A 21,408-nucleotide genomic window follows, 5' to 3' on the forward strand; every position below is an offset into this window, starting at 1 on the left:
GCGATATCAACCGAGGGCCGCGGGCAGAGCCTCGTTCATTGCGACCAGAACGATCGACGAGGCCGCGAGGGGCGAGGGACGCGGACGAAGCTCACGACTCTCGGTGGAGCACGCGTCGCGGTCGCACCGCCGATGTGTGCGCCACGATGCAGCGAGTGCCAGGCGGTTCGGCTCGTGGGCAGTGACCCACGTCTCGCTCCTGCAAGCCCGTCGACGCGGGTGCGAGGCGTTGACGCCCCCCATCGTGCGTGGTAGATGCCCGCGCGCCTCGCGGTATTGCGATTTTCGCTCACCGTCGCGGCATCGGACCGTCTGACTCATGCCAGCACCCGTCCTCCTCCTCGCTTCTGCGGCCGCGCCGGTCGTCGACATCGATGGGACCATCTTCATCCAGGCGGGCATCTTCCTGCTGTTGATGGCGATCCTCCACCCGCTGTTGTTCAAGCCGTGGCTGGCGACCCGGGCGCGCCGCGAGCATGCCATCGACGGCACCTTGCTGTCCGCCACCGAGCTCCGCGTCGAGGCCGAGCGCATCGGTGTCGACTACGACGCTCGCCTCGCCGACGCACGCGGTCGGGCCGGGGCGGTCCGCTCCGAGGCCGTGAAGGCCGCGGAGAGTGATCGCCAGCGCCGGCTCGCGGACACTCGCAGCGCCGCCAACGTCGAGATGGAGGAACTCCGCGGTCGCCTGGCCCGCGAGTCTGACGCCGCTCGCAGCACGCTCGCCGCCCGCGTCGACGAGCTCGCCGCCGACGTCGCCACCCGTATCCTCGGGAGGACACCATGAGCATGGATCTCGCGCGCCGCGCGGCGGCCCGCTGTTCCGCGTGCTGGACCACCACGAGCGCCGCCCTGTGCTGGCTGGTCAGTATGCCGGCACTCGGGGCGCCGGCCGGGGGAGGTCACGACGCCGCTGTTGGCCACGGCGCCCACAACGGCATTACGCTGTTCAACTGGCCGAGCGCAGAGGATCCGCGGATCGGCCTCGGCTATCTCGTCATCAATTTCGTCGTCTTGGCGTTCCTCATTCACCGCCTGATCCTGCGCAAGCTGGTCGACGACAACGCCACTCGCCACGACGACATCAAGCGCCAGGTCGACGAGGCCGCCCGCAATCTGAGCGACGCCCAGGCCGCGCTGGCCGACTTCAAGGCGCGGATGGACCGCGTCGACGCCGAGAGCAAGCAGATCCTCGATGCGGCGCGCAAGGCCGCCGAGGCTGACCGCGCCCGCTTGCTCGCCGAGGCGGAGCAGGAGGCCCTGCGCTTCAAGACCGCGGCGATGGCCGCAGCCCAGCGCGAGGTCGGTCTGCGTCGCGCCGAGATCGAGGCCGAGGTCGTCGACCGGGCGATCGCCCGCGCCGGCGAGATCCTGGCCACGCGCATCACCGATGCCGACCAGGGGCGACTGGTCGACGACTACGCGGTCGAGCTAGCGAACAACCGCACCGCTCGCGCCTGACCGGAGCGCCACGAATAAGATGACGACGAAAGGACCGGCATGATCCCCGCCACACTCGCCCGCCGTTATGCACGCGCGCTGCTCCAGCTCGCCGATACGCCGATGCAGCGCGAGATCTACGGTCGCGACCTCGCCGCCTTTGTGCGCAGTACCTCCGTGCCCGTCGAGGGCGCGGCGAGTCTGCTCGCGGTCCTCGATTTCAACCTCCACGCTCAGTCCCAGCGCCGCAGCGTGCTCGACGCGGTGCTCAAGCGGATGAACCTCGACGTCACGGTCAACCGCTTCCTCCAGCTGGTCTTCGAGCGCGGCCGCATCGCCGGCGTGCCCCAGATGGCCGTCGCCTTCCAGGACATGGCTGACGCCCTCGCCGGCCGCCAGAAGGCGACCATCACCTCGGCCCGGCCGCTCGCCGGTGAGTCCCTCGCCAAGCTGAAGGCCGCGCTCGAGAAGGTCACCGGCAAGACCATCCTCGTCGACAGCAAGGTCGACCCGGCGCTGCTGGGCGGCGTCGTCGCCCAGGTCGGCACCTACGTGTTCGACGGCAGCGTCAAGTCGCAGCTCGAGCGCATGCGCGGCGCGCTGCGCAGCTAGTTTCCTCCCTCTCTCTCCTCATCCAAGCAAGCACGAGACATCCCATGGATATCAGAGCCGACGAAATCTCCCGGATCATCAAGGAGCAGATCCAGGGCTACGAGACCAAGATCTCGGTCGAGGAAACGGGCACCGTCCTCACCGTCGGCGACGGCATCGCCCGCGTCTACGGCCTCGACAACGCGATGGCCGGCGAACTGCTCGAGTTCCCCCACGGCGTCAAGGGCATGATCCTCAACCTCGAGGAGGGCAACGTCGGCGTCGCCCTTCTGGGCAACGATCAGCTGATCAAGGAGGGCGACGTCGTCCGTCGCACCAAGTCGATCATGAGCGTTCCCGTGGGCGACGCGTTGATCGGCCGCGTGGTCAACGCGCTGGGTGTGCCGGTCGACGGCGGCCCCGCGCTGGCCAACACCGAGAGCCGCGTGGTCGAGCTCAAGGCGCCCGGCATCATCGCCCGCAAGAGCGTGCACGAGCCGATGCAGACCGGGCTCAAGTCGATCGACTCGATGGTCCCGATCGGCCGCGGCCAGCGCGAGCTGATCATCGGCGACCGCCAGACCGGCAAGACGGCCGTGGCGCTCGACACGATCATCAATCAAAAGGGCCAGAACATGATCTGCGTCTACGTGGCGATCGGGCAGAAGGCCTCGACCGTAGCCACGGTCGTCGATCGCCTGCGCCGCGAGGGGGCGATGGAATACACCATCGTCGTCGCCGCCAACTCCTCCGAGTCTGCGCCCTTCCAGTTCATCGCGCCGTACACCGGCGTCACGATGGGCGAGTTCTTCCGCGACCGCGGCGGCCATGCCCTCCTGGTCTACGACGACCTGTCCAAGCAGGCGGTCGCCTACCGCCAGCTCTCGCTGCTGCTGCGCCGCCCGCCGGGCCGCGAGGCGTACCCCGGCGACGTGTTCTATCTGCACAGCCGCCTGCTCGAGCGCGCCTGCAAGCTGTCCGACAAGGAGGGCGGCGGCTCGCTGACCGCGCTCCCGATCATCGAGACCCAGGCTGGCGACGTATCAGCGTACATCCCGACCAACGTCATCTCGATCACCGACGGTCAGATCTTTCTCGAGAGCAACCTTTTCTACAAGGGCGTCCGCCCGGCCATCAACGTCGGTATCTCGGTGTCCCGCGTCGGCGGCGCCGCCCAGACCTCGGCGATGAAGAAGTACGCCGGCCCGCTGCGCCTCTATCTCGCGCAGTACCGCGAGCTCGAGGCCTTCTCGCAGTTCGCCTCGGACCTCGACAAGGCCACCCGCGACACCCTCGCCCGCGGCCAGCGCCTCACCGAGCTGCTCAAGCAGAACCAGTACGTCCCGCTCCCGGTCGCGCTGCAGGTCGTCAGCATCTACGCCGGCACCCGTGGTCACCTCGACAGCCTTGAGCTCGCCGAGGTCCGCCCGTTCGAGGCCAAGCTGCACGCGTGGATGAAGGACAGCCGCGCCGACCTGCTCGAGCTCATCGGCCGCGCCACGTCCAAGCCCGACCTCGCCAAGGTCGACGAGACCCTGGAGAGCTCGATCAAGGCCTTCAAGGAGATCTACGCCAAGGACGCCGCGCGCAAGCCGGCGAAGGTCTAGGAGACTCATGGCCAACCTGAAGGAGATCCGCGGCCGCATCGGGTCGGTCAAGAACACCCGCAAGATCACCTCGGCGATGAGCCGGATCGCCGCGGCGCGGCTGGTCAAGGCCCAGCAGGCCGCCCTCGCCGCGCGTCCCTACGGCGAGCGCCTCGAAGAGGTCGTCCGGGCGCTGGTCACTGGCGCGAGCGAAGGGGAGGGCAGCGCCCTCCACCCGCTGCTGGGTCACCGCACCGGCAACAATCGCGTGGGTCTGATCCTCCTGACAGCCGACCGCGGCCTCGCGGGTGGCTTCAACGCCAACGTCAATCGCGCCGGCTTGACCTTCATCAAGCGCGAGCAGGCCGAGGGTCGCGAGGTCGTCGTGATCACCGTCGGCAAGAAGGGCCGGGCCTTCCTCGGCAGCGCCCAGAAGATCGAGCGCAGCCACGAGGCCCCGACGCTCGCCAACATCGTCGAGCGGGCCAAGGAGGTCGCCGCCGAGGTGATGGCGCTGTTTGAGCCGCCGGCCGAGGGCCAGGTCGGACTGCCGCAGTGCGACTCCGTGCACCTCGCTTATAACTACTTCAAGAGCGTGCTGACCCAGGAGCCGCGCATCGTGCAGGTCCTCCCGGTCAAGGCGCCCGAGCCGAGCGCCAGCGGCGACCAGCCGGTCCCGCCGCTGTTCGAGCCCGACCGCGCTAGCCTGCTCGGTCACCTGCTGCCGATCGCCATCGAGGCGCAGCTCCAGCAGGCAATGTTCAACTCGATCGCCGGCGAGATCGCCGCGCGCCGCACCGCGATGGAATCGGCCACCGACAACGCCACCCAGCTGATCGGGGAGCTGACGCTGCACTACAACCGCGAGCGTCAGGCCGCGATCACCAAGGAGCTCATGGAGATCATCGGCGGCGCCGAGGCCCTCAAGGGCTAAGCGCCGTCGTCATCCCGAGCCCGCCCACTCTTCCTGCCCCTGCCCGGAGCCCCCATGACCAACCTGCCGCCGCCGCCCACCAACAAGCCCTCCATCTTCGGACCGTCGAGCCCTCTGCTCGGTAGCCGCCCTGGCTCCGCCCCGCAGCGGGCCGCTGACGCCGACCTCCCGGCCGCTCCGGGCGCTGGCAAGGTCATCCAGGTCATCGGCCCGGTCGTCGACGTCGAGTTCACGGGCAACCTGCCCGAGGTCTACACGGCGCTCAAGTTGACCAACCCGCGCATCAACGACGCCGCCGACAACCTCACCCTCGAGGTCGCGCTGCACCTCGGGGAGCGAGTCGTCCGCACGATCGCCATGGACACCACCGACGGCCTGGTCCGCGGCATGGATGTGCGCGACACCGGCAAGCCGATCCAGATGCCCGTCGGCAAGGGCGTGCTCGGTCGCATCATGAACGTCATCGGCGAGCCGGTCGACGAGCAGGGCCCCCTGGCGGTCACCGAGTTCCGATCGATCCACCGCGCCGCCCCGACCTTCGTCGAGCAGAGCACCAAGGTCGAGGTGCTGGTCACCGGCATCAAGGTCATCGACCTGCTCGCCCCCTACCGCCGCGGCGGCAAGATCGGCCTGTTCGGCGGCGCTGGCGTCGGCAAGACCGTGCTCCTGCAGGAGCTGATCAACAACGTCGGCAAGCTGTTCGGCGGCTACTCGGTGTTCGCCGGCGTCGGCGAGCGCACCCGCGAGGGCAACGACCTCTACTTCGAGATGATCGAGTCCGGCGTCATCCAGGCCGACTGGGACCACGAGACCCGCCTGGTTCGTAAGGTCGACACCGACAAGAGCAAGGTGTCGCTCGTCTACGGCCAGATGAACGAGCCGCCCGGCGCCCGCGCCCGCGTCGCCCTCTCGGGCCTCACGCAGGCCGAGTACTTCCGCGACGAGATGCGCCAGGACGTGATGCTCTTCGTCGACAACATCTTCCGCTTCACCCAGGCGGGCTCCGAGGTGTCGGCGCTGCTCGGTCGCATCCCGAGCGCGGTCGGCTACCAGCCGACCCTCGCCACCGAGATGGGCGCGTTGCAGGAGCGCATCACCACGACCAACAAGGGCTCGATCACCTCGGTGCAAGCGATCTACGTGCCCGCGGACGACCTCACCGACCCCGCGCCCGCGACCGCCTTTGCCCACCTCGACGCCACCACCGTGCTCAGTCGCGCGCTGACCGAGATCGGCATCTACCCGGCCGTCGATCCGCTCGACTCGAGCAGCACGATCCTCAGCGCCGAGGTCGTCGGCCAGGAGCACTACGACGTCGCCCGCATGGTCCAGCAGACCCTGCAGAAGTACAAAGAGCTGCAGGACATCATCAAGATCCTGGGCATGGACGAGCTCAGCGAGGACGACAAGAAGATCGTCGGCCGCGCCCGCCGCGTGCAGCGCTTCCTCAGCCAGCCCTTCGACGTCGCCAAGGTGTTCACCGGCAGCGACGGCAAGCAGGTCGAGCTCAAGGACACCATCCAGAGCTTCCGTGAGATCGTCGAGGGCAAGCACGACCACCTACCCGAGGAGGCGTTCTACATGGTCGGTGGCATCAGTGAGGCTGTGGCCAAGGCCAAGCGCCTGGCCGAGGAAGACGCCAAGAAAGCCGCCGCGAACAAGGCCTGATCGGCGCCGCGGCAAGGATCGACCATGGCCCACACCAGCATCAAGCTCGACATCCTCACGCCGCTCGGCCCCAAGCGCCGCAACCTGGAGGTTTCGGGCGTCGAGATCCCCGGCCTCAATGGCGAGCTCGGCGTGCTCCCCGATCACGTGCCCTTCGTGACGCCGGTCGTTCCGGGGGTGGTCCGGTTCCGCGAGGGCGAGACCTCGGTGCGCATCGCGGTCGGCGCGGGTTTCCTCGAGATCGGCGCCGATGGTCGTGTGGCGATCCTCGTGGAGCGTGCGCTCGAGTCCGACGAGATCGACGTCGGCGCGGCGCGTGAGGCTCTGGTGCGCGTCAACGGGGAACTGGTGGCCCAGCACGACTCGATCGATGCTGCCGAGCATCGCAAGCTGGTCACGCAGCAGGGCTGGCTTGAGGCGCAGATCCGAGCCGCGAGCTGAGTCGACGCGGACACGTTGATCGATAGCCATCGGGTGGCCGATGGCTCTGCATTCGCAGGGCCATTTCGCCATCTTGAGTGGTCGCGGCTGCGGCCTTGTAGAGCGCGTAGGATGCTGCGCATTGCCACTTCGAGCGGCGTGCCTTAGCGTCGTAACTATGCATGTACGTTCGATGAATTGTTACGGTTTGTTGGCCTCCCTGTCGTTGCTCGCCGGCCTCGCCGGCGCCTGCAAGGGCGGCGAGGCGACTGAGACAGAGGGTACCGAGACCGAGGGAGCCACCGAGGGAGCCACCACCAGCGGCGAGCCGACCACGGATACGCCCACCACGGGCGGGCCGCAGGAGCCGGTCTGCGGCAACGGTCAGCAGGAGGAGGGTGAGGAGTGCGACAACGGGGCCGACAACGCCAACGACAAGGCGTGCAAGGTCGACTGTACGGCGAATGTCTGCGGCGACGGAGAGGTCGGCCCCGGCGAGGGCTGCGACGACGGCAACACGGACAACGCCGACGAGTGCACCAACGAGTGCAAGGGTGCGGGCTGCGGCGACGGCGTGGCGAGCAAGACCGAGGCCTGCGACGACGGTAACCCCGACAACACGGACGAGTGCACCGACTCCTGCACGCTCGCGGAGTGCGGCGACGGCTTTGTCCAGCCCAGCAACGGCGAGGAGTGCGACGAGAAGGAGAACAACTCGCCCGGCGGGGCCTGCACCCCGGAGTGCAAGAACGCGATCTGCGGCGACGGCTTCATCCAGACCGACGTCGAGGTCTGCGACGACGGCAAGAACAACGGCGACATGGGCTCCTGCCTCGGTGACTGCACCCCGAACATCTGCGGCGACGGCAAGCAGAGCCCCGACGAGCCCTGCGACGACGGCAACGTCGACCCCGGCGACGGCTGCAACGCCGAGTGCAAGCTCGAGGCCTGCGGCAACAGCGTCGTGGACGCCAACGAGGCCTGCGACGACGGGGCCAACGGCGACAACGACGACGCCTGCACCGACCTCTGCACCGTGCCCGCGTGCGGCGACGGCTTCCAGCAGGCGAGCCTCGCGGAGGAGTGCGACCTCGGCCAGGACAACAAGGACACCGGCGACTGCACCTCGACCTGCAAGGCGCCGATCTGCGGCGACGAGTTCATCTGGGAGAACAACGAGCAGTGCGACAACGGCGTGGAGAACGCGGACGACGCCATCTGCAAGTCGGACTGCACCGACAACGTCTGCGGCGACGGCTTCCCGGGCCCCGGTGAGGAGTGCGACGACGGCAACAAGGACGACACCGACTCGTGCACGTCCGTGTGCAAGAACGCCAAGTGCGGCGACGGGTTCCTGCAGCCGCCCGAGGAGTGCGACAAGGGCGATATGAACGACAACATGGGCGCCTGCACCTTGCAGTGCACCAACGCCAAGTGCGGCGACGGCTTCCCGCAGATGGGCGAGGAGTGCGACGACGGCAACATGAGCAACACCGACGTCTGCCTGAACGCGTGCAAGAGCGCCAAGTGCGGCGACACCTTCGTGAACATGGGCGTCGAGGACTGCGACGACGGCAACATCCTGCCCAACGACGGCTGCAGCGCGATGTGCAAGCTGGAGAACGTGGCCGTGGTGGAGAAGCTGGCGCAGGCGCTGGCGATCACGGACGACGCCTACACGGGCACCCAGGCGAGCATGAAGTGCGTCGATCTCGTGGTGGCCAAGGTCGGTACGGTCCAGACGGCCCAGGTCATCGTCGGCCTCGATCACCCGTGGATCGGCGACCTCACCTTCAAGCTCTTCAGCCCCGCGAACGCTAAGACCCTGACCCTGATGAGCCGCCCCGGGATCATCGAGGCCCTGGACAACGGCACCGAGATCTCGCTCGAGAGCTCCGACTACGCCAAGGCCTTCCCGGTCCTGTTCAAGGACGGGGGGGCCAAGGACGCCGAGCTCACCGGCAACACGATCAACTCGGCCGGCGTCGTGTGCAAGGACGACATGTTCTGCGAGTACTTCACCAACCCGGGCAAGGGTCCCGGCGTGAAGTTCACCGACTTCGCCGGTCTCGCCTCCGCGGGCACCTGGAAGTTCTGCGCCGGCGATGCGGGTCCGGGCGACGTCGGCACGCTCGACATGGTCAAGCTGACGCTGATCCTCCAGTGATCGCGGCCCTGGCTGCCCATGCATCGCGCCGCGGGCCTTCGCCCGCGGCGCGTCTGCTCGTCGCTCACTCGACCGTGAGCGGCAGCATCGTCGCCATCAACACGGGCTCGCGGCGAAGCTGCAGCAGTTGGCCGAGCGTCGCCACCACCGTGCTCACCGCGCCGTGGCCGAACTCGGCCCGCAGCTGCGCCAGCGCACCGACCACCTCGGCGCGCCCGAGCATGTCCGCGGGCGAGGCCTCGACCAGACCCTCGAGCACGTCCTTGAGCGTCGGCTCGGGCGGGTAGACCTCGAGCTCGACCGTCGGGCCGACCTGGGCCAGCGTGCGCGCCTCGGCGAGCGCCGCGTCGAGGTCGCCCATCGCGTCGACCAGGCCGCGCTCCTGGGCCGCCTTCCCGGTCCACACGCGACCCTGGGCGATCGCGTGGATCTCGTCGTAGGCCTTGCCGCGACCCTCGGCGACGCGGTTGACGAACACCTTGTACACGTCCTCCATCATTCCGAGCACCATGGCCCGCTGCTCGTCGGTCCACGGCGTCATGGCCGACCACATGGTCGCGTGCTTGCCCCGCCCGACCGCGAAGGTCTCGACGCCGATCTTGGCCAACATGCCGCCGAGCGCCAGCTTGCCGCCGACGACGCCGATCGAGCCGGTGAGGGTGTCGGGCTGGGCGAAGATCTTGGTCGCGCCGGTCGAGATGTAGTAGCCGCCCGAGGCCGCGACGCGCCCCATCGACACGATCACCGGCTTCTTCGCCTTCACCGCCGCGACGGCCCGCCAGATCTCCTCGGAGGCCTGGGCGCTGCCGCCTCCCGAGTTCACGCGCAGCACGATGGCGCGGACCTTGTCGTCGGCGGCGAGGTTGTGCAGCGCCGCCGACAGGGTGTGGCCGGCGATCTCGCGGCGCGCTCCGATGAGGCCGCCGCCCTTGCCGTCGATGATATTGCCGACGGCGTAGACCAGCGCGACGTGCGGGTCGCTCGGGCGCTTGGTCGGCAGCAGGCCGAGGAAGACCTGCAGCTTCTCGATGTCGAAGCCGCCGGCGCCCGCGCTCTCCTTGAGCTTCATGCGCGACCACGCGGTACCGCCGGTGGCCTCGTCGCGGAAGCTCTCCCACGGGGTGACCACGTCGACCAGCTTCGCTGCCACAGCGGACTCGCCGAAGTACATCGCCTTGTCGATCGTCTCGACGGCCGACTCGCGCGTCAGCCCGCGGCCCTCGACGAGGCCGGCGATCAGGCTCGCGTACATCTGGTCGACGATCGCCCCGAGCGTCGCCAGCATCTCCGGCGACGGCTCACGGCGCGTCAGCGGCTCAGCGGCGCCCTTGAACGCGCCGACGTGCACGAAGTCCGGCTGCACGCCGAGGCGATCGAGCAGCCCCTTGAGGTGGATCGGCGTCGCCGCGGGCCCGGTCAGCGCGAGCTCGCCGAGCGGCTCCAGGCCCACGCGGTCGCAGGCGCTGAGCAGGAAGTAGGCGAGGTTGCCGGCGCTGTCGGCGTGGCAGTGCAGCTTGCGCGCACCGCTCGGCCCCTTGAACGCCAGCATCGCCGCGCGCAGGTCCTCGGCGCTGGCCATGTCGATCTCGGGCGCGTCGACGCGGAGCACCAGGCCACGCACGTTGGGGTCGGCTGCGGCCCGGTGCAGGCGATCGGTGAGGGCGCGCAGCTCGGTGACCCCACCGCCGCCGCCGAACAGGTTGATCTGCGAGAGGTCGTCGATAGCCCCGTGCAGCTCGTAGGTGAGAAAGTGCGGCGCATCCTTGTTGAAGTCCGCCGACTTGATAGGCGCGTCGTAGGGCCCCGGCTGCTCGAGCTTGCTCGCCATCATCCCCGCGAGCGGGCCGAGGGCGCCGAGCGGGTTGGCAGCCGGCGCCGGCGCGGGTGCGTCCTTCGGCTCGCTGCTCGCGGGCTTGGGTGCGTCGGCTGTTGCGCCGCGCTCACCACGATTGCAGGCCGCCAGTAGCAGGGGCAGGGACAGGGACAGGGCCATCCATCGCTTCATCATGCGCGTCTCCGGTGGGCAACTTGGACCCGCGCGAGGCTGCAGCGTTTCGCTCGCGCGCGCCAGCCCAGGGCGGCGTGGTCACTGCCTGTGTACCTGTTCAGGTGCGACGGGGCAGGGGGCGGATATGCTCCGCGTCCGCATGCAAGCCCCCGTGCCCGAGCAAGTCGCCTCGCTGTCCGAGGTCGTCGCCGATCCGAACCGCGTGTACATCGCTCACGCCTGCGTGCGCGGCCTGCAAGAGGGCCGCACACGCCAGGGCCGGCCCTTCCTCGACCTCAGCCTCGCTGACGCGACCCGCGTGCTCGCTGGCAAGATCTGGGACGACGCCCCCGACGCGCTCGAGGCGGGCCGGGCCATCGCCCGCGGTCAGATCGTCAAGCTGATGTTCCGCGCCGAGCTCTACCAGGGCGCCCTTCAGCTCGGCGTACGAAAGATCCGGCCGGTTCAGCCTGGCGAGGCCGACATCGACGCGATCCTCGGGCCCGGTCACGAGCCTGTCGCTGACCTGCTGTGTCGCGCCCTGGTCTTCGACATCGAGACCGTGCCGGCGCAGCCCCGTGACGAGCTGCCCGAGAGCGTCGGCAAGGCGCTCGAGCGCTTCGCCGGCGGCGATGATGCGGCCGCCGGCCTCGCGTGCAGCCTCTCGCCGCTGCTCGCCCGGGTCGTGTCGCTCGCGTTCGCTGACGGCGAGGCCGCGGCCGACGAGGCCGCCGTGACCGTGCTCGCCGTACCGCCGCCTGGCCGCTCGTGCGACCCCGCCGACTATCCGTCGTGGCTGCGTCCGGTCGACGAGCCGGCGCTGCTGCGGGCCTTCTGGATCCTGGCGGCCCAGGCCGACGTGGTCGTCAGCTACAACGGCCGCAACTTCGACGTGCCCTTCCTGGTCAACCGGAGCCTGTTGCACGGCGTGCCCGCTCGTGTCGACCTGCTCGGCAAGCCCTACGATCTGCGCCCGCACCTCGACCTCTACCGCCTGCTCCAGCCGGGGCGTGCGCTGGGGCCCGCGGGCCTCGACGTGCTGTGCTGGGCGCTGGGTCTCGCGTCACCCAAGGGCGCCCTCGACGGCAGCCAGGTCGCGCCGACCTACGCCCGCGGCGACATCGAGGCGATCGCCGCGTACAACCGCGGCGACGTGCTGGCCACCGTCGGCGTGTATCAACGCGTGCGTGACACGCTCCTCAAGTTCCGCTCCGACTGGTGAGGGGCAGGTCACGGGGGCATTTCTTGTGCTGCCCGCGCGACCTGTGCTCATGTGCGAGGCATGATGTTGCCTCGCTGTCTCACGCTGCTCGCGCTGCTCTCCACCCCGTCGCTGTTGGCCTGCGGCGGCGGATCGGCCGGAGAAGCCGAGGGCGGCAGCAGCGAGACCGGCGAGGAGCTCGGCGATCCGGAGCTATTCCCCGGTCTGCGCGCCGAGGTCGAGATCCTCATCGACGATCGCGGCATCCCGCACATCTACGCCGAGCACGAGCGCGACCTGTTCTACGCCGCCGGCTATCAGATGGCGACCGACCGCCTGTTCCAGATCGACCTCATGCGTCGGCGGGCCTACGGTCGCGGCGCCGAGGTGCTCGGGCCGTCGAAGGTCGACGAGGACAAGATCTCACGCCTCTTCAACTTCAAGCGCTGGGGCACCCTCGACGCCGAGCGCCTCAAGGCCGAGGCCCCCGCTGACTACGCGCTGTTCAGCGCCTGGATCGCCGGCGTCAACGCCCGCATCGACGAGATCAAGAGCGGCGCGGCGCCGCTGCCCTACGGCTTCGGCCCCGCCGAGGCCGACTACCAGCCCGAGCGCTGGGACAACGTCGACACCTTCGTCATCGCCAAGATGATCATGTTCGGCAACTCCAACACGCTCGAGTACGAGTTCCTCGCCAGCGTGGTCCAGCGCCTGGCGAAGGACGCCTACGCCTCGATCGAGCTGCTGCGCCCCGGCATGCCCACCTTCACCATGCCGCCGGAGGATCGGCCCAAGGCCGGCGCCGGGGCGACGCGCCCGGACAAGCCGGGCCCCGACGCGTTGGCCAAGCTGCAGGCCACCGCTGGCAAGGCCGTGCCGCCCGACGCCGCCGCCGCGCTCGCGCGCATGCACAGCGCGCTGTCCGGCTTCCATGTGCTCGGCAGCAACAACTGGGCGGTCGACGGCCGCTTCACCGACAACGGCAAGCCGCTGATCTGCAACGATCCGCACCAGCCGCTGCAGAGCCCGTCGGTGATGTACGCGCAGCACCTCAACACCGCCGACAAGGGCGGGACCTTCGATGCCGCTGGCTTCGGCTTCGCCGGTGCGCCCGGGGTGCAGCTCGGTCACAACCGCCACATCCAGTGGGCCGCGACCACCGGCTTCGCCGATTGCATGGACCTCTACGCGGTCAGCAGCGACGGCAAGACGATCACCGCTGGTACCAAGAAGCCCGCGATCACGAAGCGGAGCGAGGAGATCAAGGTCAAGGGCGGCACGACGGTCGTGCTCGCGGTCAGCGACGTGGACGGCTACGGCGTGCTGCTCGGCGACGCCTTGCCCTTCCCCGAGGCCCTGGTCGTCGACGCCAACCGCCACGTGCTGATCAACTGGACCGGCTTCCGCGCGACCAACGAGGCGGCGGCCTTCCTGGCGATGGGCCGCGCGAGCTCGGTGAGCGAGTGGGAGACGGCCGTCGAGAAGATGGAGGTCGGCACCTTCAACTGGCTCGCCGCCGACAAGGACGGCATCAGCTATCACCTGAGCACGCTGGTCCCCGATCGCGGCGATCCGTCGGCGCACCCGATGCCCTACACCGTCGTCGACGGCGACGACCCGAGCTACTACTGGACCGGCAAGAACCTGACCGCGGACAAGCTGCCGCGCAGCCACGCCGACAAGACCGGCTTCATCGTCACCGCCAACAACGAACCCTTCGGCTTCACCGCCGACGGCGACGTGCACAACGATCCCTGGTACTACGGCGCCTTCTTCGACCCCGGCTACCGCGGCGCGCGCATCGAGGCGCGCCTCCAGGAGCTGACGAAGAAGGGCAAGCTGTCCGTCAAGGACATGCAGGCGGTGCAGACCGACACCCACAGCGGGCTCGCGGATCAGCTGCTGCCGGTGCTCGCCGAGGTCTACGCCAAGGTCCCGAGCGACGAGGAACTCGCCACCTTCCGCGATCGGCCCGAGCTCGACACCCTGGTCAAGCTGATGACGATCGACTGGAACCGCAGCATGCAGCAGGACCAGCCGGGCGCGCTGGCCTTCCACGCCTTCGCCCACTTCCTCGCCACCCAGGTCTACGAGGACGACCTGCTGCTGACCTTCGGCCCGATTATGGAGGCCTCGGCCGTCACGGCGCTCAAGCTCACCTCGCTCGCGGTCACCGGCGCGTTCCCGGACGGCGACGGCGTGATGAAGGAGGGCCGCGACGTGCTCGTGATGTCGGCGCTCAGCGACACCGCGGGGTGGCTCGGCGGCGAGTTTGGTTCGGTCAACCCGGCGATGTACAGCTGGGGCGAACGGCACGGGACCGGCTTTCGCAACGGCTTCGGCGGCGAACTCGACGGCGGCTGGGTCGCCACCCACGGCGGCGAGGACACCGTCAATGTCTCGTCCACCGTGTTCTACGAGCCGAATACGACCACCGTGAACAAGCAATTCGAGTCGCACGACGGCCCGGTGTTTCGCGTCGTCACTCGCTTCCTCGACGACGGCACGCCCGAGGCCTACATGAACTTCCCGCGCGGCAACAGCGGCGAGCCCACGAGCCCGCACTTCGCCGACACGGTCGAGGACTGGCGCAACGGCGTGTACACCAAGTACCCATACACCCGCGCCGAGGTCGAGGCGACCAAGCCGACCCGCATCGTGCTCGCGCCCTGAGGCGCGGCGGGCCTCAGGTGCCCCGCCAGGTCCGCTGCTTGCCCGTGTCGACGTGGACGAAGCTGCTGACCGGGTAGTAGCCGACGCCGCCGTGATGGGCCTTGAGCAGGTGGCGGTACAGCAGTTCGGTGGCCACGCCTGGCAGCGAGAAGTCGATCGCCTGGCTGCGCGTGTGGTTGCTGTCGCGCGACACCTCGCGGCCCTTCTTGGCCAGCAGCAGGTTGTACTTGGCGTTGCGGTAGCCGCTGACGATCGCGAGCTTGTGCGCGCCGAACTTCTCCGCGGTGGCGAGCACCCGCAGCACCAGCTCGCGCGGGTGCTCGCCCGGCAGGCCGCTGTTGTGGCAGCGGAGGAAGCGGCCGAGCGCCGCGCGGTCGAGCACGATCGGGCCGGTCCACGGCATGTGCTCCTCGGTCCACAGGTTGTGCGCCGTCAGGACGGCCTGCCCGCTGTCCCCCGCCCGCAGCGGCGGGCGACAGGCCGGGTCCACGCGACATGTCCTCTCGGGCAGGTGCACGCCCGGCGCGCAGCACTCGGCGGGGCGGGGCGGAGCGAGCTGCTTGTCGGCGAGGTAACGCGCCTTCTTGCTTTCGGCCGGATCCCCGCCGGCGGCGGCGAGCAGGATCGCGAGCGCCGCGGCGATCACGTCGCGGCCCCCGGGAAGCGCGCCACGGCGACGAAGGCGGGCCCCTCCGGGCCGGCCTGCGGGTCGCGGCGAAACAGCACTGCCTCGCGGATCTCGTGCTCCTGCACATCGACCACCAGATAGTCGACCATCCACCCGGCCGAGAGCGCAGCGGCCTCGTCCTCGAGCGAGAAGTACGCGCCGACCCGTGGATGCGAGTGATAGATGATCGTCGCCGGGTCATCGCCGTTGAAGCTGTTGGCGAAGTCGATCTGCTGGCGCCCGCCGAAGTTGTAGCCGTTCGCCGACGTGCGCGGGTTGGCCACGGGGTCGAGCGCATGCAGGCGATCCTGATAGTTGGTGCAGCGAACCAGGGTGCGCTCCGGCCCGGGCCCGCGCAGGTAGCCGCAGCATTCGCCCGGGAACTCGGCGCGCGCCTGGGCGTAGATCGCGGCGAGGATGTCGGCGGGGATCTCGAGGTCGGTCATGAGCTCACCAGAGATAGTGCCGCTCCCACTTGAGCGGGAGGAAGTAGCGGTCGCCGCGGTCGCACAGCACCGTCACGACGACGCCGCCGCGGCCCTCGGCGATCAGCGTCCGGGCGACGCGCACGGCCCCGGCCACGTTGCCGCCGGAGGAGTGGCCGACCATCAGCCCCTCCTCGTGGGCCAGGCGCTCGGCCATGTCCCAGCCCTCGTCCGTCGGCATCCAGATCATGCCGTCGAGCGCGGCCTCGTCGTAGATCTTCGGCACGATGCTGCTCGGCAGGTGCTTCATGCCCTCGAGCCCGTGCATCGCGTCGTCGGGCTGGAGGCCGAGGCAGCGGACCTGCGGGCCGAGCTCGTGCAGGCGCCGCGACGTGCCGATCACCGTGCCGCTGGTGCCGATCCCGGTGACGAAGTGGGTGACGCGGCCGGCGGTCTGGGCCCAGATCTCGGCGCCGGTGCCGTGGTAGTGGGCGAGCGGGTTGTTGGGGTTCGAGTACTGGTCGGCGTACCAGTAGCGATCGGGCTGTTCGGCGGCCAGCTGCTTGGCGAGGACGATCGCCCCGTCGCTGCCCTCGAACGGGCTCGAGTACACGATCTCCACCCCGTAGGCCGCCGACACCTGCTTGCGCGGCACGCTGACGTTCTCGGGCATCACCAGCGTGATCGGGACGCCGAGCGCCGCCCCGACCATCGCGTAGGCGATGCCGGTGTTGCCGCTGGTGCTGTCGAGCAGGCGCACGCCGGGGCGCAGCTGGCCGCTGCGCAGCCCCTCGCGGACGATCCGGAGCGCCGCCCGGTCCTTCACCGAGCCCGCCGGGTTGGTGAACTCGGCCTTGGCCCACAGCTCGACGCCCGGGCAGTCGCGCTCGATGCGGTGGAGGCGGAGCAGCGGCGTGTCCCCGACCAGGTCCGTGATGCTGTCGACCCGCACGGCGCGGGGGCGCAGCTGGGCCTGCAGCTGCGTGCGGGCGGAGGGCGCGTCCATCGCGACTAGCCGCCGGCGATCGCGGGGATGATGCTGATCTCGTCGCGCTCGGCCACTGGCGTCTGCAGGTTCTCGAGGAAGCGAATGTCCTCGTCGCCGACGAACACGTTGACGAAGCGGCGCACCTTGCCGTGCTCGTCGAGGATGCGCTCGCGGATGCCGGGGTGGCTGTGCTCGAGCGCCTCGATCACCGCCTGCACGGTCGCGCCGGCGATCTGCACCTCTTCCTTGCCCTGGGTGTACTTGCGGAGGGGGGTCGGGATCCGGATGGTTGCCATGGAAATTCTGTTCAGGATAATGAACAAGGGACGGGCGAACCGCAAGGGGGCCCTGGCGCGCCGTCTACGTGGAGCGCGCCGCGCCGCAGGCCGGGCAGTCCGGGCGCGGGCGCGGGCGCATCTGCTGCGGCAGGAGCGTGCGCGTGTCGATCGCCCACAGGGTCCCGGCCACGGGCTCGCCCGCGTGCAGGGCCACGGCGAGCTGCGCCATCCAGAAGCCGAGCAGCCCGGCCGCGGCTCCCATCACGCCGACCAGGCTGCACGGCTCCTGCAGCTCCGTCGGCGGCGGCCCCTCGAACATGCAGCGCAAGCACGCGTGCCCGCGCTGCACCGCCTGGACCTGGCCGCGCCAGCGCTGAACGCCGCCGACCACGAGTGGCAGCTGGCCCGCGAGACATGTGTCATTGACCATGAACTTGAGGTCAGGTGCGTCCGAGCACTCGAGCACGATCGTACCCGGCGGCTGTTCGGCGAGCAGCGGAGCGAGGTTGGTGGCGTCCAGGCGCAGACGCAGCGCTCGCACGTGTAGCCGTGGATCGCGGCTGCGCAGACGCACCTTCGCAGCATCGACCTTGGCCATCCCGACGTCGGCGGTCGTGTAGAGCACCTGGCGCTGCAGGTTGCTGGCGTCGACGACGTCGTGGTCGACGATCGTGATCGCCGCGGCCCCCGCGGAGACCAGGCCGAGCAGGGCAGGGCAGCCAAGTCCACCGGCGCCGAGCACCAGGTAGTGGCCGCCAGGTCCCGCGCTCACGGGCGCAGCTCGCCGTCGGCGGTGAAGTACTCGTCGAGCGAGAAGTAGCGCTCGCCGGTGTCGCACAGGACGGTGACGACATGCTTCCCGGGGCCGAGCTCGGCCGCCAGATCGAGCGCCGCGACCATCGCCGCCCCGGCCGAGATGCCGACCAGCAGGCCCTCCTCGCGGGCGAGCCGTTGCTTCATGCGGTAGGCCGCCTCGTCGCCGATGCGGGCGATCCGGGAGTAGCTGCCGCGATCGAGGATCGGCGGGACGAAGCCGGCGCCGATGCCCTGGATCTTGTGCGGCCCCGCTGGCTCCCCGCTGAGCACCGCGCTGCGATCCGGCTCGACCGCGACGACGATCAGCTCCGGATGATGCCGCCGCAGCACGTCGCTGACGCCGGTGATCGTCCCGCCGGTGCCGACCGCGGCGACGAAGCCCGCGAGCTCGAGGCCCTCGGTCTGCGCCAGCAGCTCCAGCGCCGTCGTGCGGCGGTGGGTCTCGGGGTTGTTCGGGTTTTCGAACTGCTGCAACATGAAGTGCCCCGGTCGCTGACACAGCTCGCGGGCCCGGGCCACGGCACCGGGTATCGCCTGCTCCTCGGGCGTGAGCACCAGCTCGGCGCCGTAAGCCCGCAGCAAGTTGCGGCGCTCGAGGCTCATGCTCTCGGGCATGGTGAGCACGAGGCGGTAGCCCTTGATCGCGGCGACCTGGGCCAGGCCGATGCCCGTGTTTCCGCTGGTCGGTTCGATCAGCACGCTCACGCCGGGCGTGATCTGACCGGCCGCCTCGGCGGCCTCGATCATCGCCAGGGCGATGCGGTCCTTCACCGATCCGCCAGGGTTCAACATCTCGCACTTGCCCCACACCGTCGCGTCCGCGGGCCCCGTGAGCCTGCGGATGCGACACAGCGGCGTGTTGCCGATCAGCGCGAGGATGTCGTCGACTAGCGCTGCCCGCAGCATGGCGCAGATCAGACCACGAAGTCGGTGCGACGGCGGTGCGTCTCGCGGGCCTCGCCGAGCAGCTGCTCGAGGCTCAGCTGGCCCACGGCCGCCTCGAAGCGGGCGTCGACCGAGCGCTCGACCATCCGCGTGATCTCGTCCTGCGGATCGCCGGTCGAGGGCCCGCCGTTCGCCGGAGTGGACAGCGCCTGAAGCACCTCTGCCACCGCGATGTCGGCCGCGGGACGCGCGAGTTTGTACCCTCCGCGAGGTCCGCGCTTGCCGACGACGAAGCCCGCCTTGCGGAGCTCGCCAATGATTTCCTCCAGATACCGGGAGGGAATGGCCTGCTGCTCCGCAATGACGTGGGCGGAGGCATATCCCCGGTGTGCCACATGGCAAAGAGCGCGCAGACCGTATCGTGCCTTGGTCGTTAGTTGCATTTTTCCCGGTCAACCTTGATGAAAAGCTGCGGCCGCAGATTGCCACAAGAATCTGGCTTCCGTCACCGGAGTTGCGCCGGAAATTTCAATCCGGGGCCTTGAATCCGACCGATGTTCACCGTGTAAAAATGTGCAAATAGATCCTGGAACCAAGCCCGAATGGGCAAGCAGGGGCTGCAGACCCGCTCCGCGCGCAGAAAAGGGGAAATCAGCGCGCCAGCGCGCCAGTGCTGGAGCATGAGGGGAGGGGAGGCGCGATCTCCCTCGCGAGACTTCGCGCGACGGAGCGCGGGAGACCGGGCGTTGACAGCAGGGGGCCGGAGGGAATAGGCACGCTGCCGCTGGCCGCCTCGCCGCGGCCGCGCGCCCGAGAAGAAAGCCCCATGGACGTCTCCGAACTCCGCAAGAACGCCAAGCTCCAGATGGACGGCCACCCCTTCGTGGTCACCGACTTTCAATTTGTGAAGCCTGGCAAGGGCCAGGGCCTCTACAAGTGCAAGCTCAAGAACATGATCACCGGCGCGACGATCGATCGCACGTGGCGCTCGGGCGAGCGGCTCGAGGCGGCCAACGTCGAGTCGCGGCGCATGCAGTTCCTGTTCGCCGGCGGCGGCAGCTTCACCTTCATGGACAGCGAGAACTACGAGCAGGTCGAGCTCAGCGCCGACCTCGTCGGCGACGACAAGAACTTCCTGCTCGAGCAGCTCGAGGTCGAGGTCCTCTTCTACAACAACCGCCCGGTCGGCGTGACCCTGCCGAGCCACATCGTCATGAAGATCGTCGAGGCAGAGCCCGGCGTGAAGGGCGACTCGGCCAACAACCCGACCAAGATGGCCACCCTCGAGTCGGGCTACCGCCTGCAGGTCCCGCTCTTCGTGAAGGAGGGCGAGCGCGTCAAGATCGACACCCGCACCGGCGACTACATCGAGCGCGTCAACGGGTGATCCCGGCGACGCCTGGATCCACGGTTGCCATCGCTCGGTGTGATGCACGGCGGGCCAGTGCCCTTCGCCCGCCGCGTCGCTGTCTGGGACGCGGCGCTCACCGCGGTGCGGGCGTACCTACGCGCCGCTGGAATGCTCGAGGTGAGCACCCCGATCCGCGTCGCGGCGCCGGCGATCGAGCCCTACATCGATCCGATCGCCGCACCGCCGGGCTACCTCGCCACCAGCCCCGAGCTGGCCATGAAGCGCCTGCTCGCTCGCGGGAGCGGACCGATCTTTCAGCTGTCGCACGTGTTTCGTCAGGCCGAGCGCGGCGACCGGCACAGCGAGGAGTTCCATCTCCTCGAGTGGTACCGCCTCGGCGGTGAGCTGGCGGAGGTCGAGGCCGACGTCGAGGCGGTCGTCGCGGCGGTGTTTGCGGCCGTCGGCGCCGAGCCGCCCACGCGCTGGCTGCGGGTCGACTTCTTCTCGCTGTTCGAGCGCACCAGTGGTGTGGCGCTGCGCGGCGACGAGGACGACGAGGCCCTGCGCAGCGTCGTCGGCCCAGCGCTTCGTGCCATGGTGTGGGACGGCCGGCCTGGCCCGCTCACCAGTCCGGACGCAGAGATCCGCAGCCTTGCCGCATGGACCGCCCTGTTCAGCGCCTGGTCGGACCTCCACCTCGATCCCTGGCTGTCACGGCAGGTCGGCGTCGGCGTGCACCTCGGGGAGTTCCCGGCCGCCCTCGCCGCGCTGGCCCAGCGATCGCAGAAGGACGGCCGGGCCGTGGCGCACCGCGTCGAGTCCCACGTCGCCGGTGTCGAGCTGGCCAACGGCTACCTCGAGCTGCGCGACCCGGCCGAGCAGCGTCGCCGCTTCGCCGCTGTCAACGCCCTCCGCGGCGCCCTCGGTCAGGCTGTCCTGCCGCTCGACGAGGACTTCCTCCGGGAGCTCGGCGGCCTCCCGCTGACCACTGGCATGGCCCTGGGCCTCGACCGCCTGATCATGCTGGCCTGCGGCTGCACACGCCTGGACGACATCTCACTGGCCCTCGGCGCTCCGTGACGCCGCGGGCTCGTCAGGCTCGTCAAGCATGTTGCGGCACGTTGCGGGCAGCGGGCAGCGATGAGGCTCGTTGCGGCAGCGTTGTGGCACTGTGGAGGGAGATCTGCCTCGGACCTGCCTCGGACACGTCCCCGACCAGGCACATCGCCAGCGCCGAATGGCGAGGCTCCCGTGGCCGCGGTGACCTGCGCGCCGGAGGGAGCTGCGGCCCCCAAGGGTGGCCCTGCCAAGGGTCCCGCCACGGTGCCTTG

The 21,408-nt window shown here is 69.5% G+C and carries 20 protein-coding genes; 12 read left to right on the top strand and 8 right to left on the bottom strand.

Annotated elements, in window-relative coordinates:
• Positions 1 to 319 precede the first annotated feature (319 nt).
• From IPJ59_RS00620 to IPJ59_RS00655, 8 genes are all read left to right on the top strand, one after another.
• The gene (locus IPJ59_RS00620; RefSeq protein WP_293256391.1) at positions 320 to 787 is read left to right on the top strand and encodes an ATP synthase F0 subunit B; all 468 of its coding nucleotides are present in this window, start codon (positions 320 to 322) and stop codon (positions 785 to 787) included.
• Entirely contained in the window at positions 784 to 1,461 is a 678-nt protein-coding gene (locus IPJ59_RS00625; RefSeq protein WP_293256388.1) for an ATP synthase F0 subunit B, read from the top strand. The genes IPJ59_RS00620 and IPJ59_RS00625 overlap by 4 nt, the downstream gene beginning before the upstream one ends.
• Positions 1,462 to 1,500: 39 nt before the next feature.
• Complete coding sequence (atpH, locus tag IPJ59_RS00630) at positions 1,501 to 2,052, top strand: ATP synthase F1 subunit delta (protein WP_293256385.1); 552 nt, start codon at positions 1,501 to 1,503, stop codon at positions 2,050 to 2,052.
• 44 nt (positions 2,053 to 2,096) lie between these two features.
• Positions 2,097 to 3,638 (top strand): F0F1 ATP synthase subunit alpha, encoded by a 1,542-nt coding sequence (gene atpA, locus IPJ59_RS00635; RefSeq protein WP_293269284.1) that lies wholly within the window; start codon positions 2,097 to 2,099, stop codon positions 3,636 to 3,638.
• Positions 3,639 to 3,645: 7 nt separating this feature from the next.
• Positions 3,646 to 4,551 carry an ATP synthase F1 subunit gamma gene (atpG, locus tag IPJ59_RS00640; protein ID WP_293269286.1) on the top strand — a complete coding sequence of 302 codons (906 nt, stop codon included), beginning with the start codon at positions 3,646 to 3,648 and terminating at the stop codon, positions 4,549 to 4,551.
• 54 nt (positions 4,552 to 4,605) lie between these two features.
• Positions 4,606 to 6,219 carry a F0F1 ATP synthase subunit beta gene (gene atpD, locus IPJ59_RS00645; RefSeq protein ID WP_293269288.1) on the top strand — a complete coding sequence of 538 codons (1,614 nt, stop codon included), beginning with the start codon at positions 4,606 to 4,608 and terminating at the stop codon, positions 6,217 to 6,219.
• 24 nt (positions 6,220 to 6,243) lie between these two features.
• A complete protein-coding gene (atpC, locus tag IPJ59_RS00650; protein WP_293256373.1) occupies positions 6,244 to 6,660 on the top strand; it encodes an ATP synthase F1 subunit epsilon in 417 nt (138 codons plus the stop codon).
• Positions 6,661 to 6,832: 172 nt separating this feature from the next.
• On the top strand, positions 6,833 to 8,806 hold the full coding sequence (locus tag IPJ59_RS00655; protein ID WP_293269290.1) for a DUF4215 domain-containing protein: 1,974 nt from the start codon (positions 6,833 to 6,835) through the stop codon (positions 8,804 to 8,806).
• A gap of 64 nt (positions 8,807 to 8,870) precedes the next feature.
• Here IPJ59_RS00655 and sppA read toward each other — a convergent pair whose 3' ends face one another.
• A complete protein-coding gene (gene sppA / locus IPJ59_RS00660; protein WP_293269292.1) occupies positions 8,871 to 10,814 on the bottom strand; it encodes a signal peptide peptidase SppA in 1,944 nt (647 codons plus the stop codon).
• Between the two features lie 139 nt (positions 10,815 to 10,953).
• On the opposite strand from sppA, the gene IPJ59_RS00665 reads away from it, so the two are divergent.
• Both IPJ59_RS00665 and IPJ59_RS00670 read left to right on the top strand, forming a co-directional pair.
• Positions 10,954 to 12,015: a ribonuclease H-like domain-containing protein gene (locus IPJ59_RS00665; protein WP_293256365.1), complete on the top strand. Its 1,062-nt coding sequence runs from the start codon at positions 10,954 to 10,956 to the stop codon at positions 12,013 to 12,015.
• Positions 12,016 to 12,075: 60 nt separating this feature from the next.
• Positions 12,076 to 14,667 (top strand): penicillin acylase family protein, encoded by a 2,592-nt coding sequence (locus IPJ59_RS00670; RefSeq protein WP_293269293.1) that lies wholly within the window; start codon positions 12,076 to 12,078, stop codon positions 14,665 to 14,667.
• Positions 14,668 to 14,680: 13 nt separating this feature from the next.
• Here the strand turns inward: IPJ59_RS00670 and IPJ59_RS00675 are convergent, their stop codons facing one another.
• The 7 genes from IPJ59_RS00675 to IPJ59_RS00705 all read right to left on the bottom strand — a co-directional run bounded on the left by IPJ59_RS00675 (position 14,681) and on the right by IPJ59_RS00705 (position 19,169).
• Complete coding sequence (locus IPJ59_RS00675) at positions 14,681 to 15,313, bottom strand: YcbK family protein (protein WP_293269295.1); 633 nt, start codon at positions 15,311 to 15,313, stop codon at positions 14,681 to 14,683.
• Positions 15,310 to 15,780: a M67 family metallopeptidase gene (locus tag IPJ59_RS00680; protein WP_293269297.1), complete on the bottom strand. Its 471-nt coding sequence runs from the start codon at positions 15,778 to 15,780 to the stop codon at positions 15,310 to 15,312. The genes IPJ59_RS00675 and IPJ59_RS00680 overlap by 4 nt, the downstream gene beginning before the upstream one ends.
• A 4-nt stretch (positions 15,781 to 15,784) precedes the next feature.
• Positions 15,785 to 16,765: a PLP-dependent cysteine synthase family protein gene (locus IPJ59_RS00685; protein ID WP_293269299.1), complete on the bottom strand. Its 981-nt coding sequence runs from the start codon at positions 16,763 to 16,765 to the stop codon at positions 15,785 to 15,787.
• A gap of 5 nt (positions 16,766 to 16,770) precedes the next feature.
• Positions 16,771 to 17,043, bottom strand: a complete 273-nt coding sequence (locus IPJ59_RS00690; RefSeq protein ID WP_293256351.1) for a ubiquitin-like small modifier protein 1 — start codon at positions 17,041 to 17,043, stop codon at positions 16,771 to 16,773.
• Positions 17,044 to 17,107: 64 nt separating this feature from the next.
• On the bottom strand, positions 17,108 to 17,797 hold the full coding sequence (locus IPJ59_RS00695; RefSeq protein ID WP_293269301.1) for a HesA/MoeB/ThiF family protein: 690 nt from the start codon (positions 17,795 to 17,797) through the stop codon (positions 17,108 to 17,110).
• Complete coding sequence (cysK, locus tag IPJ59_RS00700) at positions 17,794 to 18,747, bottom strand: cysteine synthase A (protein WP_293269303.1); 954 nt, start codon at positions 18,745 to 18,747, stop codon at positions 17,794 to 17,796. Before cysK ends, IPJ59_RS00695 begins: the two co-directional genes overlap by 4 nt.
• 8 nt (positions 18,748 to 18,755) lie before the next feature.
• Positions 18,756 to 19,169 (bottom strand): RrF2 family transcriptional regulator, encoded by a 414-nt coding sequence (locus tag IPJ59_RS00705; protein WP_293256342.1) that lies wholly within the window; start codon positions 19,167 to 19,169, stop codon positions 18,756 to 18,758.
• Positions 19,170 to 19,552: 383 nt separating this feature from the next.
• Between IPJ59_RS00705 and efp the strand changes: the two genes are divergently transcribed.
• Both efp and IPJ59_RS00715 read left to right on the top strand, forming a co-directional pair.
• Positions 19,553 to 20,113, top strand: coding sequence for an elongation factor P (gene efp / locus IPJ59_RS00710; protein WP_293256339.1), 561 nt, complete (start codon positions 19,553 to 19,555; stop codon positions 20,111 to 20,113).
• 42 nt (positions 20,114 to 20,155) lie between these two features.
• On the top strand, positions 20,156 to 21,157 hold the full coding sequence (locus IPJ59_RS00715; RefSeq protein WP_293269305.1) for an amino acid--tRNA ligase-related protein: 1,002 nt from the start codon (positions 20,156 to 20,158) through the stop codon (positions 21,155 to 21,157).
• Positions 21,158 to 21,408: the final 251 nt, after the last annotated feature.

This window comes from Nannocystis sp. (assembly GCF_016714285.1).
In the GTDB taxonomy this organism is placed as follows: Bacteria; Myxococcota_A; Polyangia; order Nannocystales; family Nannocystaceae; genus Nannocystis.

What these genes read in the sequence shown, in the direction of transcription:
- cysK (WP_293269303.1), bottom strand. Translation starts at nt 18,747, where the DNA reads ATGCTGCGGGCAGCGCTAGTCGACGACATCCTCGCGCTGATCGGCAAC.
- atpA (WP_293269284.1), top strand. Translation starts at nt 2,097, where the DNA reads ATGGATATCAGAGCCGACGAAATCTCCCGGATCATCAAGGAGCAGATC.
- efp (WP_293256339.1), top strand. Translation starts at nt 19,553, where the DNA reads ATGGACGTCTCCGAACTCCGCAAGAACGCCAAGCTCCAGATGGACGGC.
- IPJ59_RS00620 (WP_293256391.1), top strand. Translation starts at nt 320, where the DNA reads ATGCCAGCACCCGTCCTCCTCCTCGCTTCTGCGGCCGCGCCGGTCGTC.
- IPJ59_RS00690 (WP_293256351.1), bottom strand. Translation starts at nt 17,043, where the DNA reads ATGGCAACCATCCGGATCCCGACCCCCCTCCGCAAGTACACCCAGGGC.
- atpC (WP_293256373.1), top strand. Translation starts at nt 6,244, where the DNA reads ATGGCCCACACCAGCATCAAGCTCGACATCCTCACGCCGCTCGGCCCC.
- atpD (WP_293269288.1), top strand. Translation starts at nt 4,606, where the DNA reads ATGACCAACCTGCCGCCGCCGCCCACCAACAAGCCCTCCATCTTCGGA.
- IPJ59_RS00715 (WP_293269305.1), top strand. Translation starts at nt 20,156, where the DNA reads ATGCACGGCGGGCCAGTGCCCTTCGCCCGCCGCGTCGCTGTCTGGGAC.
- atpH (WP_293256385.1), top strand. Translation starts at nt 1,501, where the DNA reads ATGATCCCCGCCACACTCGCCCGCCGTTATGCACGCGCGCTGCTCCAG.
- IPJ59_RS00670 (WP_293269293.1), top strand. Translation starts at nt 12,076, where the DNA reads ATGATGTTGCCTCGCTGTCTCACGCTGCTCGCGCTGCTCTCCACCCCG.
- IPJ59_RS00705 (WP_293256342.1), bottom strand. Translation starts at nt 19,169, where the DNA reads ATGCAACTAACGACCAAGGCACGATACGGTCTGCGCGCTCTTTGCCAT.
- IPJ59_RS00685 (WP_293269299.1), bottom strand. Translation starts at nt 16,765, where the DNA reads ATGGACGCGCCCTCCGCCCGCACGCAGCTGCAGGCCCAGCTGCGCCCC.
- sppA (WP_293269292.1), bottom strand. Translation starts at nt 10,814, where the DNA reads ATGATGAAGCGATGGATGGCCCTGTCCCTGTCCCTGCCCCTGCTACTG.
- atpG (WP_293269286.1), top strand. Translation starts at nt 3,646, where the DNA reads ATGGCCAACCTGAAGGAGATCCGCGGCCGCATCGGGTCGGTCAAGAAC.
- IPJ59_RS00680 (WP_293269297.1), bottom strand. Translation starts at nt 15,780, where the DNA reads ATGACCGACCTCGAGATCCCCGCCGACATCCTCGCCGCGATCTACGCC.
- IPJ59_RS00625 (WP_293256388.1), top strand. Translation starts at nt 784, where the DNA reads ATGAGCATGGATCTCGCGCGCCGCGCGGCGGCCCGCTGTTCCGCGTGC.
- IPJ59_RS00655 (WP_293269290.1), top strand. Translation starts at nt 6,833, where the DNA reads ATGAATTGTTACGGTTTGTTGGCCTCCCTGTCGTTGCTCGCCGGCCTC.
- IPJ59_RS00665 (WP_293256365.1), top strand. Translation starts at nt 10,954, where the DNA reads ATGCAAGCCCCCGTGCCCGAGCAAGTCGCCTCGCTGTCCGAGGTCGTC.